Origin of the sequence: Fictibacillus arsenicus, assembly GCF_001999465.1 — a bacterium.
Classification (GTDB): Bacteria; Bacillota; Bacilli; order Bacillales; family Fictibacillaceae; genus Fictibacillus; species Fictibacillus arsenicus.
On record NZ_MQMF01000001.1, the window covers coordinates 999,651 to 1,014,726 of the forward strand.

The following is a 15,076-nucleotide window of genomic DNA, read 5'->3' on the forward strand; positions in this document are numbered from 1 at the left end:
CCAAACATCACACTTCAAGAATCACTTCTAAAAATCTCAAATCCTATATAAATGAGGAAAGCCCCTTGAGAGCAAGGGGCTAATTTATTTTCAATTGTAACAAACGCGCGATGTTTTCAGCTGTTTTTTCAACATTAACCGATCCGTTCGCCAGTGCTTCTTCTAACGTAACTACACCGTTAACAACACTAAAAACTGCATCGATGCCATGTCCAAACACTGCTTCGTAATCCGGACCGATGCTTCCTGCGATTGCAACGACTGGAATATCTGGCGCCACAGCTTTTGCACGTTTGGCCACACCAACTGGTGCTTTCCCATGAACCGTCTGGGAATCAATCCGGCCTTCGCCTGTGATCACAAGATCCGCATCACGAACAGCTTCTTCAAATCCGATAACATCAAGCACGAGGTCGATTCCGCTTTGCAGTTTTCCGTCTAAAAACGCGACAACTCCAGCACCTAATCCACCTGCAGCACCTGCTCCTGGAAGTTCATCCACTTGCAAGCCAAGATTCCGCTCCACAACTTCAGCGTATCTTTTCAAACCCGCATCCAAAACGCCAACCTTCTCAGGTGTCGCTCCCTTTTGCGGACCAAAGACAGCAGATGCTCCCAGTGGTCCAGTCAACGGGTTCGTCACATCACATGCAACATCTACTTTTACTGATTTCAATCGCGGGTCCATGTCAGATACGTCAATTGTAAGCAGTTCGCCTAACGCTTCTCCGCCCGGACGAAGCTCCTCACCATTTACATCTAAAAATTTCACACCAAGAGCTGAAGCCATTCCTGCTCCACCGTCGTTCGTCGCCGATCCGCCAAGACCGAGCACGATACGTTCCACTTTTTTATCGAGAGCATCTAAAATCAGTTCGCCCGTCCCGCGAGTCGTTGTCACCAAAGGGTTTCGTTTCTCTCTCGGAACAAGATGGAGACCAGAAGCGGCAGCCATCTCGATCACTGCCGTCTTCCCGTCACCTGTCAGTCCATAAAAGGCATCCACTTTTTCTCCGAGCGGACCTGTCGCTGTAACTTCAACGATTTGACCATCCGTCGCGTCCACGACCGACTGAACGGTTCCTTCTCCACCATCACCAACAGGAACTTGCACATATTCAGTGTCCCCAAACACTTTCCGAAATCCAACCTTGACAGCGGCACAGACTTCGGCCGCCGTCATGCTTTCTTTAAACGAATCGGGAGCGATGATAATCTTCATTGCGTCCACCTTCTTTTATTTTTCTTTTTCTATTAAATTGTTGCTTGTGAGGTTGTTTTAGTTGTCTCCATAGTTAAGTTGATTGGAGTGCAAGGTGCGAGACTCCTGCGGGACGAGTGGGCAGGTGAGACCACGTCAGGCTGAAAAAGCCTAGGGGGCTCACCGCACGCCCCGCGGAAAGCGAGCAACCTGGAACGGAAATCAACTACTTTCAAAAACAACTGTGATTTAGCTGCCTTTATTTTTTGATCCACATAAACTGATACGGCGCGAGCTCAACAGATCCTTCGACTGTTTCTCCGCTCCAAAGGTCAGGTCCACCAAACGGAAGCTCAACTTCAACCGTGTCATATGCAGCGTTCACAACAAACAACACCGTTTCACCTGTCTCTTCATTTCTGCGTACTAACGCAAATACCTGCTCGCCAAGCTCTAAAATCAATTGAGCCGCAAACGGATTAAACGCGCTCTCGCCTTGGCGAGTACGAATCAGTTTCTTCAATCCCGTAAAAACCTTCTGCCTGCGCGTTGAAGTTTCCAGCTGACCAACCAAATCTTCATAGTCGAATTTTTCACGATTGATCCTTCGGTTGATTCCTGATGACTCTAAGCCTTCATAATCATTTTCAGATCCTAAAAGCGAGTGATAATACACTGCCGGAACTCCCATCACTGAAAACAGTACGGAGTGTGCCGCAAGCATCTTCTGAACTTGAACATCCTCACTTACATCTTCGTCCTTGTTGATGAGCGCGTCCATATAATTGATGTTCAGCTCATAAGGAGATTCCGTTCCATCCGGATTACTCTTGTATGATACGCGGCCGCCGTTCTCCAGCACTTTTTCAGCCAAAACTGTACGCTCTTTTTCCGTTAAAATTCCTTCCGTCGGACGCATGCCGATTCCGTCATGACTTGCTAAAAAGTTAAAATAAGTAGCTGAATCAGAAACTTTTTCAATCGTTTTCGCCCAGCCAGTCAGTTTACTCGCATCATGTGTTGTTAACGTGTGCAGTACTAGAGGCGGCAAGGAGAACTGATACACCATGTGCGCCTCATTCTCGCCATCACCAAAATAGCTGATGTTTTCTTTATGAGGTACGTTCGTCTCTGTAATTAATAAAGTGTTTAACTCCAACTGTTCTAAAATTTCACGCCATAACTGAATGATCGCATGCGTTTGCGGCAAGTGGATACAAGTCGTGCCCGATTCTTTCCACATAAAGCCGATCGCGTCTAGACGAATGCTTGTCCCGCCACGGTTCGCATACTCTAATAAAATATCCGTCATTTCCATTAACGCCGGAAAATGCTTAAAGTTCACATCCACCTGATCTTCAGAGAAAGTTGTCCAAGCTGTCTTCCCGCCTTCATATTCATGGAAAAGAGGCGACGTACGCGGACGAACCACCTTTGAAGCATCAAATCCGTCTTCACGAGGAATGAAGTAGCTCGCATATTCCGGCTCACCCTTCAGATACCCTTGAAACCACTTGCTCGATTTGGACATATGATTCGCCACAAAATCAAACATGAGACGGTAATCCCCAGAAAAGCGTTCAATATCAGACCAGTCGCCAAGATTAGGATGAATCTCACGGTAATCGACTACAGAGAAACCGTCATCAGATGTGTACGGAAACATCGGCAGCAAGTGAACATCTGTGATCTCATTTTTTGCATATTCATTAATGAACTTGTTCAGCGTCTTTAACGTCGGCTGACCTTCTTCTTTAATGATGTCGCCGTAAGTGATCAGATACACATTTTTCTCGGAAAGGGGAGCTGTTTTGCTCCACTCTTTCTTTTTCCACGCCTCAACAAGATTTAAAATCTCGTTTTTATATTCAGGTAAAAAGTCCTCACCATAGATCGTTTTTAGCAGCTTCTCAACTTTTTCTGGAAAACTCATTTACGCATTCTCCTTCATAACCAGTTTCAGTGTAACGTATCCTTTGGGTCTAACAGTTACTTCATCCTTAACGTCGATTACGCTTTTCTCGTTCAGTTTCGTTTGTGAAACAGACTGGATGTGTTCGCTCGATAACACCACCGTCTGTTCTTGCTCACTCGGGTTAAACAAGCGTAAAATTACAGAATTGTCATCGTGTGCTTTTTTCAGTGTGCTCAAGAAAACATCTCCTGTTGATTCAAACAAACTGAAGCTAGCTGGCAGAATATCAACCGGATAAGGAATCTCAAAACGGTCAAGCCGCTCTTCAAATGTGTTCAGTGATTGCTTTTGATAACTTAAAGAATGACCGCGATATTGGTCCACAAATTTAAACAACTGTTTAACATCGTGACCTTTTCCGATATGAATCGCATACTCAAACGTCATCTTTTCCTGCATTTGAGCATCAGGTGTGTAAACGACTTTGTTGTTGATTCCAGACGCTCTTCCTGGTCTCCAAGCCAAGTTGTCGCGGCCGAGCAGCCCAACACTTCTGAACAATGTCAGCGCCATCTCACCTGTTTCCTTAATCAGCTCATATTCCTTGATTCCTTTTGTCAGGAAAGCGGCAGTCCATTCACCATTCGTCGCGCCAGCCAAGTTTTCCAATGGATAGATCGGTACTGGAGCTTCTGCAAACTTCTGTTCACGCCAGTTTTCCATATATTGATTAACTGTTGGTCGCTGAATCAAGCTAAAGCCTTGATCACCAAAAGAATGTTCAGGTGATTCAATGGATGTTTGAAGCAGCACGCGAACGCGGTGATCCTTCACATCATTTTCGATCTCATGTTTAACTCGGATAAAATTTTCACCTTTACGAAGCTCGAATCGCGTTACAACCGCTAGTCCTTTTTTAATATCGCCTGATTTTCGGTCTTTTAAGTTGCCCGGAACGTTCAACACATGAACAACTTCCATAAATTCAGTCCCCGCACTCGCTTCCACGAACACAGACAGCACTTTTTTCGAATAGATTGGTGCATCTTCTTCTAGAGGTGAGAAGTCGTACGAGTCACCAGCGTCTGCAACATTTTCGAATCTCATAAAATCAGATATCGTTTGGTCAGTAGCTTTTACTTCAAGATTTAGTATCCCATTCTCCTCAAAAATGCGGAAATGGTCGTTCTCGATTAAATGACTGTTTAAAAACTTATGAGATAGAAGGTCGTTTTCTCCGCCTTCAACCACTTCAAACGTTTCATAGCCCATCGCAGGCAGCTTCACATCGCGAAGCAGCACTTCATTTCGGTAGTAACCTGGTGCATCAACTTCTTTTTCGCCTTCTGCTGTAACGACGATCGTCTTTCCGCCCGAGATGTACTCCTGATTCAACACATCAAGCGCTACCGGATTTCCATTTAAATCACGAACGTTAAATGCATTTCCTTTTGTAAAAAGAACGATCTTTTGAGATCCAGTTAAAGCTTTCGGAAGCATGTGGAATACAACAAAGATAGAGTCCTTTCCTAGCTTACGGCTCACCGCTTCTGTCATCTGCTTTTTCAATAGATTCAAGCACCCGTCAGCCATGCGGATTACTTTTGTTAAACGGTTCACGATCTCTTGGTTCGTGTCGTCAGAGTTACATCCGCCGATGCTGTCATGCGCGTGCACATCAAACAGCATCTTCCACATCTCATCAAGCCATTTCTGTGGATACTTGAAACCGATCGTGCTCGCTAAACTCGCTAATGGCTCAAGCTCATAGATTACTTTTTCCTCCGCGATATCATTCAGCTTTTTGATGTCATAGCGCTGTGAACGAATGGTGTTATGGATTCTGGATTTTTGTGTCGCGATCAATTCTCCTTCAATCACGTTCTCGAAGTTTCCAGTCTCCCACGTGTCTTTCATGAACGTTTCATAATCTGAAAGAACATACTCATGCTTCATATCGATTTCGTTTAACTTTTTTACGGTTTCAGGAAAATGATCGCGGACAAGTACTTGGTCTCCGCCAGCAGGCAGCAGCAAGTTATCCGTATTCTCGTTTAAATCTGCTATTTTTTCTAAAATCGGCAGTAAACGTTCTTCCATATAGTCGGAGTCGGCTGATAAAAACTTACCAGGACCGTAGCCGAAATAGATGTTGTTTGCCTTCACGCTCTCTCCGTCTGGAGATTTCCAAGTAAAATTTAGGTCCCCATTCAATTGATCTGTGTAAATTCCGCGCTGAAGCACGCTATAGTCGATATCAAATTCTTTGAACATCGAAGGCAGATACGTGTTCTGACCGAAAATATCAGGCAAGTATCCAACGTTCATGGAATGCCCCATTTTTTCAGCGATTCGCGTTCCGTACATCAGGTTACGAATCAAAGACTCTCGGTTCACAAGCAATGAATCGGCTTGTGTATACCAAGGTCCAACGAAGATACGCTTGTCGGAGATCAGCCTAGCCAAACGTTCTTTCTCCTCTGGTCTGATCTTCAAATATTCATCGATAATCGAGCTTTGCGCGTCAAACACATACCCTGTATATTCCGGATCGTTCTCCATTACGTCCAGCAAACGGTCCATATTTTCAACGAGTAATAGGTTTGAATCTTCTATTGTAAAGTACCACTCACGATCCCAATGGGAATGCGGTACGACGTAAACTTTTTTCTGTTTCATGCTGGTTCCCTCCCAAGTTGCTCCACTCATTTTCTCTACTTTTAACAGAAAGAGGGGTCATCTTTTTCAAGATGCGCCCCTTTAGTTTTTATGCTTGTCTCTCTTTTTTCTTTAAAATCGCAAATCGTACGAAGATGTTCGTGAATGCTATGAATCCTGCACCGACTACTAGTCCTAACAAGTATGCCCATAGGTTTTCAACAAGCGGCCAGCCCCAGATTGCAGGAAGCGGCAGCCATTGTACAGCTCCTAGAAGTACAGCTGTACTTGCACCAAGGATTGCACCGATGATGTTGATCGGAATCGTAATCAGCGGGTTACGAAGCATGAAAGGAATCGCACCCTCAGAGATTGCAAGGAATCCTAATAGTAACGATGTGTTACCTGCGATTCGAAGGTCAGCCGGAAATACACGGCGTCCTACTACATATTTGTCGATAATAACTGCTAGTCCAAGTCCGATTGGTGGAATAACGATTGCCAATACACGTGCCGTTAACGGATAAACTTCGTCAGCCGCAAGTCCGATCGCGATCGCACCGGCTGCTTTGTTGATCGGTCCACCAAGGTCAAAAGCAGTCGCAGACGCGATGATAGATGCCAATACAACATCTCCAGTACCTTGCGCCGCTTCAATCCAGTTACGCAGAACAACATTCAACCCGCCAAACACAGGGTCTACAATGTAAAAGTTTAAGAAGAAAATCGATAATACAGAGACTGCAGGGATGATGAACATCGGTTTCATCGCAGCCAAATTTTTGTTCAACTGAATCTTTTGGTTCAAGAAACGAGCGATGTAACCCGCTGCCAAACCTAGAATTAAAGCCCCTAAGAATCCAGACGGAATACCTTCCGGGTTGTTCCAGAACGTGTAATGAAGTCCGCCCGCAAAAGCTCCTCCGATAAATCCGGCTACTAAACCAACACGGTCAGCCAGTGAATAGGCTACGAAAGCAGCGAATATCGGATACATAAACTTAAAGATCAATCCGCCAAACTTATCTAAATGATGTAAAATAACGAATAGTTCATTTGAGTGTGTTGCATATTTCGGATCACCGAGTTCATTAACAAGTCCGAACGGCATCGCACCAAGTTTCGCGATCCCCATCATCAGACCACCGGCAACGATAACCGGAATCATGTAAGAGATACCAGTCATAACGGCTTGAACCATGTCTTTGAAAAATCCGCCGCCGTTTGAAGTTGTTGTTGATGACTCGTCTGCGTCACCTGCTTCAACTACTCCATCAGGCTTGTCGAGAGCTTTTTGAATCAATTCTTTACCGCGTCTGAGTGGTTCCGCAACACGTGTTGCCACATATGCTTTTCCCGCGAAACGCTCTTTCTTTTTAGGAGCGATGTCTGTTGCGAAGATAACCGCATCTGCATTTTTAATAACATCTGCAGTTAGTTCGTCCTCAATCCCGTTCGCCCCCTGTTTTTCAACAAGTACTTTAACGCCTAATTCGCGACCTGCTTTTTCTAAAGCTTCAGCCGACATATACGTATGAGCGATACCTGTTGCACAAGCTGTAATCGCAACAACTGTCTTCGTAAACTCTTTTTCAGATGGAGCTTCCGATTTCTCTTTTACATCCAGTCTGTTTAAAAATTCTTCAGATGTTTCTGCCGCCATCAAGCCCTCTAAGTATCCATCACGCATTAAGTTTGTGCTCAATGTGGACAATACTTTTAAGTGTGTTGTACCTGCTTCACTTTCAGGAATCGCGATTAGGAACACGAGTTGAACTTTGTTGTTCGGGTCGATGCTTTCCCAATCAGCGAGTGGCGTCTTCAAACGCGCTACGGCGAAAACGGCTTTTTTAACCGTTGAAGACTTACCATGCGGGATCGCAAGACCTTTCTCCATTCCTGTCGGAGATTGCTCCTCGCGTTTTAAAACCGCTTCCAATAAAGCGTCTTCTGATTCTATATAACCTTCTTTATAAATGTTAGAAATTAGCTGCCGAATGACTTGCTCTTTATTTTGAGCGTCAACATCGAACATCACTAAATTCGAATGGGTCATGTTTCTAAGTTGCATGACGTTCACTCCTATCTTTCCCTAGTATGAAAGCACTTCCAAATATCTATACTTAAGTTTTATCACAAAAGTAAGCGTTATCTTTGTACAGTCGCTGTATATTTGTACAGAATGAAAAATGGGCTATACTAAGGGAAAGACATGTACGGAAAAGAGGAAGTTAGGAATGGGGAAAGTCTTAGATCAGTTCGGAAGCCGCCTGGCCGAACTCACACCAACCGAAAAACAAGTGCTCTACTATATAGATGGGAATCTAGACGCGGCGAAAAAACATTCACTGACCGAGATCGCAAAAGTGAACAACGTGAGTACCACTACGATTGTAAGGATGTCTCACAAACTCGGATTAGAAGGCTTTTCGGAGCTGAAATATATATTGAAGACAATTGAAAACCAGCAATCTCTGTTGGACGATAATCCAGTTGACCGCTATAAAGATGAGTTCGTCTCGGCATTTGAAACGATTCAAACAAGTGAACTAGAAAAATTGAGCGAGAGAATGGTAAACGCAAAACGTGTCATTGTCGTCGGTGTCGGCTTGTCCAAAATGATGGCGGAGTATTTTAGCAAGCTTTTGATGCAGACGAACAAGCAAACTCACTATACATATGAATCACACATGATCGATCTGTTGCCAAACATGGTTCAGCCAGATGACCTTGTTTTCTTTATCTCATCAAGCGGCGAAACGAAAACCCTGGTGCAGGCCGCGGAAAAACTGACGTATAAAGTTGTAGACACAGTAGCGATCACCAACTCGTCCGATTCCACTTTAGGTAAAATGGTGAAAACGAATTTAAGTATGACGGTCGATCGCGTGAAGTTTGCGGGGTATGACATCACCGCGAGATCCACGCTGATGCTGCTGATTGATTTGCTGTTTGAGAGTTATTTGAAGAAGAGCGTTAAATAGAGGGGACTGGTTTTGTGGCCAGTCCCTGCGTTATTTTTGTTTTTCACGGTACGTGTTCTTTTATCTGTTACACGTTCGCTCAAAAAGTTTGTTTTTCGCTCAAACTAGGTCGACTTTCGCTCAAAATCCCCCCGTTTCGCTCAAAATACCAAACTACCGCTCAAAAATGTCGATCTTCGCTCAAGAGCGAAAGTTCCTATCTGATTTTTTCCTTTTTTCTTCCTCAAAACTCTGTTAAGATTGTCATTTAACTAAAAAAGATTAACTTTTTAACAGAAAATGGTCTATCATAGAGATAGAGTACTTTTTAAGGACGTGTAATATGAAAAAACATATTCCGAATTTATTAACTTTAGGGAACTTATTTTGCGGATTTCTTTCTATTGGATATGCCGCACATGGCGATTTTCGAAACGCAGCCATGCTGATTTTTATCGCAATGATGCTGGATGCTGTTGATGGAAGAGCAGCACGGATCCTCGGCGTTTCCGGCACACTTGGTAAGGAGCTCGATTCCCTGGCAGACGTCGTTTCGTTTGGTGTGGCTCCTGCCTTTATAGCGGCAAACTCCTATTTTGCGCACTTAGGCATGTGGGGTTACGTTCTTGCTGGCCTATTCCCGTTATTCGGTGCTTACCGACTTGCCCGATTTAATATTACCGACTCAGAAGAATCCATGAAATACTTTAAAGGTATTCCGATCCCGCCTGCTGGTGGCATCGTCGTTTTCTTAGTCTTTTTTGTAAAAATGATTCCGCTATGGATTTTCGTCTTAATCTTTTACGGAGTAGCATTAATGATGGTTAGCACCATCAAAATTCCGAGTTTGAAAGACATTCCGCTGCCAAGATACGGAACGATTATCACGCTGTTTTTATTCTATATGTTTTATTTGGTGGCCAAGAACCAATTCGAAAGTGTTCCCATTTTCTTTTATGTCGCACTTATAACGTACATCTTATTTATTAGCATGAGGTTCATTAAAGTAAAAGAGATTAAAATTATTAAACGAAAACGGAAGCCTCGCAACAAGAGAAGACGATTTTAAATTGACGAAGCGGCCATCATCCGATACATTTATAAAAAAGTAAATATAATCAGCAAAGGAGCTTTCCATCACTATACTTCGGGTATAGGACTGGGGCTCCTTTTTTGTTCAGGAGGGATTAAACGTGTCTTTTTTACAGTTGGCAGAATCCATCAAGCACCGAATCATTGAATACCGTCGTCACCTGCACCAATACCCAGAGCTGAGTTTTTCCGAATACAAAACCGCTGAATTTGTTGCAAACATATTAGAAGAAAACAACATCGAGGTGTTAAGAAACGTAGCCGAAACAGGTGTTGTCGGACTCATCAAAGGAGACTCACCTGGTAAAACCATTGCACTGCGTGCAGATATGGACGCCCTTCCGATTCAGGAACAAACCGATCTCAAATTCAGCTCAAACAACCCTGGTGTTATGCATGCTTGCGGACACGATTTCCACACCTCCATCCTGCTCGGTGCCGCTATCCTTCTTAACCAGCACCGCCACTTAATCAACGGGAACATTAAACTCATTTTCCAGCCTGGTGAGGAGAAATTAACAGGTGCTAAAAAGATGATCGAAAAAGGCGTGCTTCAAAATCCTGATGTGGATGCGATTATAGCGCTGCATTGCTGGCCTGATCTTCCAGCTGGAACGATCGGTATCCGAAAAGGTCCGATTACCGCCGCTGCTGATTTTATTGAGATTACGATTCACGGAAAAGCAGGACACGCCGCTCATCCGCATAAGTGTGTAGATCCGATCGTCATAGCCGGACAAGTTGTTTCAACGCTCCAAACCGTCATTTCACGTGAGGTTGCACCTACCGAGCCAGCTGTTCTTACAATCGGAAAAATTAATGGCGGTACAGCACCGAACGTGATTCCATCGACCGTTCACTTGTCTGGAATGATTCGAACCGTGAACCCTGAACTTCAAAAAAGAATGCCTGAAATAATTAACCGAGTTGTTTCCAAAACAGCTGAGAGCATGAACGGTGAAGCTGAAATCTCTTATACAATGGCGACTCCCCCGCTGATAAGTGACGATTCGATGGTCGAACTCATTGACCGTGTTGTAACCGAAACGCTTGGAGAAGGCCGCCTCGTCTATCTCGAAAACCCATCATTAGGCTCTGAAGATTTTTCGTTTTACGCAGAACAGGTGCCTGGGGTTCTGTTTAGATTAGGTACACATAATGAAAAACCAGAATCAAAACTTTCACTGCATAATGCTGGTGTCCTCTTTGAAGAAGATGCGCTTACAACGGGGGTCTCTGTCATGTGTGAAGCTGCGATTCAATATTTAAGCAGCCAAACAGCGACAAAACAAATACTCACTGGAAAAGTTTGATTATTGACAGAATATTAACATTATTTTAGAATCAATCTATAAGTGAAAAGTACGTAAGCAAAGGGGCTATGTATGGGTATTCCTGCGAATTTAGCGGGAGTATTTGTGCCGCCCCTTTTTGGTTTTTAAAAGATTGTTGCCACTTCTTTGAATAGTTGATTGGAGCGCAAGGTGCGAGACTCCTGTGGGACGAGCGGGACAGGTGAGACTCCTGACGGCGCAAAGCGCCAGGAGGCTCACCGCACGCCCCACGGAAAGCGAGCAACCTGAAGCGGAAATCAACCTTTCTAATTGCAACAATGTTTACGAAAACAGGAGTCAGCCTTCTTAAAGTAGTGAGAAAGGAGACAACCATGCACCGTACCATTCAAGAACTTTGCACGCAATATACCAACTTAACCCTGTCAGATATTGAAATCATTATTGAAAAATCAAAGTCCCTTCAACTCACTGCCGATCTAACCCAATCAAACCTATTTATCGATTGTCCAGCAAACGACGGCAAGCACGCCATCGTTGTAGCTGAAGCAAAGCCTGCCAACGCTCCTTCTCTTTACTCAAAATCTGTAGTCGGAAAGTACGCATATGCGTCCTTCGAGCCTGCCGTTGCTTTTACCCATAAAACCGGCAAGCCGATGAAAAGAATGCGCGCCATCACTCAAGAAGCAAAATACGTAAAACAAAGTGTTGTTCCTATTAAAAATGAACGCGGCGAAACGATCGGTTCACTCATCATGGAAGAAGACGTGAGCGAACAGGTTCATCACGAAAATAAAGTAAAAACTCTATCGGAAACGAACGAACAGCTAAGCCAAACCTTAATCGGACTAACTGAGCAAGACTCTATCATCTCCAACATGATTCAGGAGTCCCTTCTGCTTCTCGATCCAAAAGGCAGAATTCTGTATTACAACTCATGTGCGGGTTGTCTGATTAAAGAATTAGATGGAAAAACGGAGATTCTCGGAACGTTCATCCATGACCGCCTCCCTTTTATAAAGGGTATTTATGAAGAAACTGAAAGCATTCTGCAACAAGAAGTAAATGTCGGAAAAAAAGTGCTCGAAGTGAAACAGATCATACTCGTTAACCAACGACAAATTACAGGGATTCTCGTCGTGATCCGTGATCTTACGGAGCTCCGGGAAAAAGAACGCCAGCTTATGGTGAAGTCAGCGGTCATCCAGGAAATTCATCATCGTGTAAAAAACAACCTGCAAACTGTATCCAGTCTTCTGCGGCTGCAGATGAAACGCGGCGGCGGTCCTGAAGGTATTCAGCAAAGTCTAAACCGGATCTCCAGCATAGCGGCCGTTCATGAAGAACTGCTCGAAAGTTCCAAGATTGATGAAGTCGAGATCAAACAGCTTATCGAACGGATCGGACAAATGTCTATCCAAAGCCGGTTGTGTGCTGACGCTGAAGTGTCCATCGAGTTTCATGGTGAAGAGATGTATTTAAAATCAGATGTTGCCGTTTCATTAGCCCTTACCATCAATGAACTTATTCAAAACTGTTTGAAGCATGCTTTTAAAAAGCAGCATCAAGGAAACATCAGTATTTATTTTTCAGATGTTCAGGATCATTTTGAGGTCTTAGTTGAGGATAACGGTATTGGCTATTCTTCCTCTAATCAATCCTCGTTTGGACTCGATATTGTGAACACAATTGTATGTCACGATTTAGCCGGAACGTTTACTATTGAAAAAACAAAGAGCGGTACAAAAGCGGTTATCACTTTTCCATTAAAAGAGGTGGAAGCAGTTTGAAACCAAAAATTATTGTGATTGAAGATGAAGCGATTTTGAGAATGGATCTAAAAGAAATGCTCACTGATGCGGGCTATCACGTGATAGCGGAGGGTGATAACGGAGAAAAAGCAATTGAGCTTGCTCACCAGCTGCAACCTGATTTAATGATCATGGATATCAAAATGCCGAAGATGAACGGACTAAAAGCAAGCCAGATCATCGCCAAACAAAGTAAAACTCCTATTCTTATGCTTACTGCCTTTAGCCAAAAAGAGTTTGTGGAAGATGCAAAAAAAGCGAACGTGCTTGGATATCTTGTAAAACCGGTCTCTGAGACGAACTTGATTCCAGCAGTTGAAATCGCACTCTCTCAAGCCCAGCAACGAGTGCAATATGAAGAAGAGCTTTTACAAAGAGATAAAAAAATGAATGCCCGAAAGCAGATCGAACGTGCAAAGGGCGTTCTCATGAAAGTGAAGAAGCTGAACGAACAAGCCGCTTATGAGAAGATGCGGAACTTCAGTATGAAACAGCAAGTCTCGCTCGAACGCACAGCGAATGCAATATTGAAAAAATACGCAAATGACATGTAAATAAAACCCGGCAAAGACGCCTAAGAAATACATCAACCATGTATGTCCTTAGGCGTCTTTTGTCTTCTTTTACTCTCTTATTCTCTAAAACTAACCTTACAGGAGGTATGAACATGGAAAAAACGACACTTAACTACCTATGGATCAAAGGCGAGAGGGTCAGCACATCTGAGAGCATCGATGTTATAAATCCGGCGACTGGCGAAGTCATCGACCAAGTGCCTAATGGAGGTGAAAAAGAAACGAAGCTTGCGATCAACGCAGCCTATGAAGCTTTTAAACCGTGGAAGAAGCTCACCCCCGAAAAACGAGAGTCGTACTTAGTGAAATGGGCTGATAACTTACTAGAAAACCGTGATGAACTGGCTGCTATTTTAACGGAAGAACAAGGAAAGCCATTAAGCGAATCGCGAGGTGAAATTGAAGGATGTGCAACGTTCATCAGATGGTACGCCGAGGAAGGAAAACGTGTTTACGGCGAAGTGATCACTGGCTCCAAAGAAAACCAGCGCATCTCCGTGATCAAACAGCCAGTTGGTGTGTGCGGGCTGATCACACCTTGGAACTTCCCTGGCGCGATGGTGGCACGGAAAACCGCTCCTGCTCTTGCGGCTGGCTGTACGGTCGTTGTGAAACCGGCGAGTGAAACCCCGAGGATCGCCATCGCCATTTTCGAACAGCTCATGAAAACCGGGATTCCAGCTGGGGTTGCAAACCTTGTGACGGGTAAAGCATCTGTAATCGGTGAGACGTTATTTGAAGATAGACGCGTAAAGAAGATTTCGTTTACCGGTTCAACCGAAATCGGAAAACAGCTCATGAAGCGCGCAGCCGATCAAGTGAAGCGAATCTCGCTGGAGCTTGGCGGAAATGCACCTGCGATCGTCTTCCCTGACGCAAACCTTGACCTCGCTGCAAAAGCGATCGTCGACAATAAGTTCGAAAACTGCGGACAGATGTGCAACGGGATAAACGTCATTTATGCCCATGAGGAAATCAAGGAAAAGCTTACTGAAAAGATCGTGAATCTAGTAAAAGAACTAAAAGTGGGCTCTGGGTCTGTCCCGGGGTCAGACCCCGGGACAGACCCTATACAAATTGGCCCTTTAGTGAATGAAGCAGCACTCAAGAACGTCGAACAACTGCTTCAAGATGCCGAAGAAAAAGGTGCCACAGTAGAAACTGGCGGCGAGCGAACCAGCGACTCCACCGGCTACTTCTTTCAGCCAACTGTACTCAGCGATGTCACACTCGATATGAAACTGACACAAGATGAAATTTTCGGTCCGGTTGCTCCTATCCTCTCTTTCCAAAGAGAACAGGAGGTCGTGGAATTCACCGAAAAAAGCCCTTACGGCTTGGCAGCTTACTTCTTCACCCGTGATGTAAACCGCGTATACCGCATGGCTGAAGAACTCGACTCCGGCATGATCGGCGTAAACGGAACATCGCTGAGTGTCCCTCAAGCTCCGTTTGGCGGAATTAAAGAAAGCGGCATCGGCCGTGAAGGCGGATTTTACGGATTAGAAGAGTTTCTCGAACTGAAATACATCTCACTCACGCTCGAAAATGAAGAAGGAGGTTATTAAA

10 protein-coding genes are annotated in these 15,076 nt (G+C 44.3%); 6 read left to right on the plus strand and 4 right to left on the minus strand.

What is annotated here, in order from left to right:
* Positions 1-79: 79 nt before the first annotated feature.
* The 4 genes from UN64_RS04895 to UN64_RS04905 form a co-directional block, all read right to left on the minus strand.
* Entirely contained in the window at positions 80-1,222 is a 1,143-nt protein-coding gene (locus tag UN64_RS04895; RefSeq protein WP_077360254.1) for a glycerate kinase, read from the minus strand.
* Positions 1,223-1,460: 238 nt separating this feature from the next.
* Positions 1,461-3,134, minus strand: a complete 1,674-nt coding sequence (locus UN64_RS20445; RefSeq protein ID WP_139343015.1) for an alpha-amylase family glycosyl hydrolase — start codon at positions 3,132-3,134, stop codon at positions 1,461-1,463.
* Positions 3,135-5,795, minus strand: coding sequence for a glycoside hydrolase family 38 N-terminal domain-containing protein (locus UN64_RS20450; RefSeq protein ID WP_139343016.1), 2,661 nt, complete (start codon positions 5,793-5,795; stop codon positions 3,135-3,137). It abuts the gene before it with no gap.
* Between the two features lie 88 nt (positions 5,796-5,883).
* A complete protein-coding gene (locus UN64_RS04905) occupies positions 5,884-7,845 on the minus strand; it encodes a fructose-specific PTS transporter subunit EIIC (protein WP_077360256.1) in 1,962 nt (653 codons plus the stop codon).
* 166 nt (positions 7,846-8,011) lie between these two features.
* Here UN64_RS04905 and UN64_RS04910 point away from each other — a divergent pair, with 166 nt between their 5' ends.
* From UN64_RS04910 to UN64_RS04935, 6 genes are all read left to right on the plus strand, one after another.
* Positions 8,012-8,758 (plus strand): MurR/RpiR family transcriptional regulator, encoded by a 747-nt coding sequence (locus UN64_RS04910; protein ID WP_077360258.1) that lies wholly within the window; start codon positions 8,012-8,014, stop codon positions 8,756-8,758.
* Positions 8,759-9,080: 322 nt separating this feature from the next.
* Positions 9,081-9,806 (plus strand): CDP-diacylglycerol--serine O-phosphatidyltransferase, encoded by a 726-nt coding sequence (gene pssA / locus UN64_RS04915; RefSeq protein WP_077360260.1) that lies wholly within the window; start codon positions 9,081-9,083, stop codon positions 9,804-9,806.
* Positions 9,807-9,930: 124 nt separating this feature from the next.
* Complete coding sequence (locus UN64_RS04920; protein ID WP_077360262.1) at positions 9,931-11,142, plus strand: M20 metallopeptidase family protein; 1,212 nt, start codon at positions 9,931-9,933, stop codon at positions 11,140-11,142.
* A 353-nt stretch (positions 11,143-11,495) separates the two neighbouring features.
* Complete coding sequence (locus tag UN64_RS04925) at positions 11,496-12,911, plus strand: histidine kinase N-terminal domain-containing protein (protein WP_077360264.1); 1,416 nt, start codon at positions 11,496-11,498, stop codon at positions 12,909-12,911.
* Positions 12,908-13,486, plus strand: coding sequence for an ANTAR domain-containing response regulator (locus UN64_RS04930; protein WP_077360266.1), 579 nt, complete (start codon positions 12,908-12,910; stop codon positions 13,484-13,486). The genes UN64_RS04925 and UN64_RS04930 overlap by 4 nt, the downstream gene beginning before the upstream one ends.
* A gap of 113 nt (positions 13,487-13,599) precedes the next feature.
* Positions 13,600-15,075, plus strand: coding sequence for an NAD-dependent succinate-semialdehyde dehydrogenase (locus tag UN64_RS04935; protein ID WP_281249322.1), 1,476 nt, complete (start codon positions 13,600-13,602; stop codon positions 15,073-15,075).
* Position 15,076 lies beyond the last annotated feature (1 nt).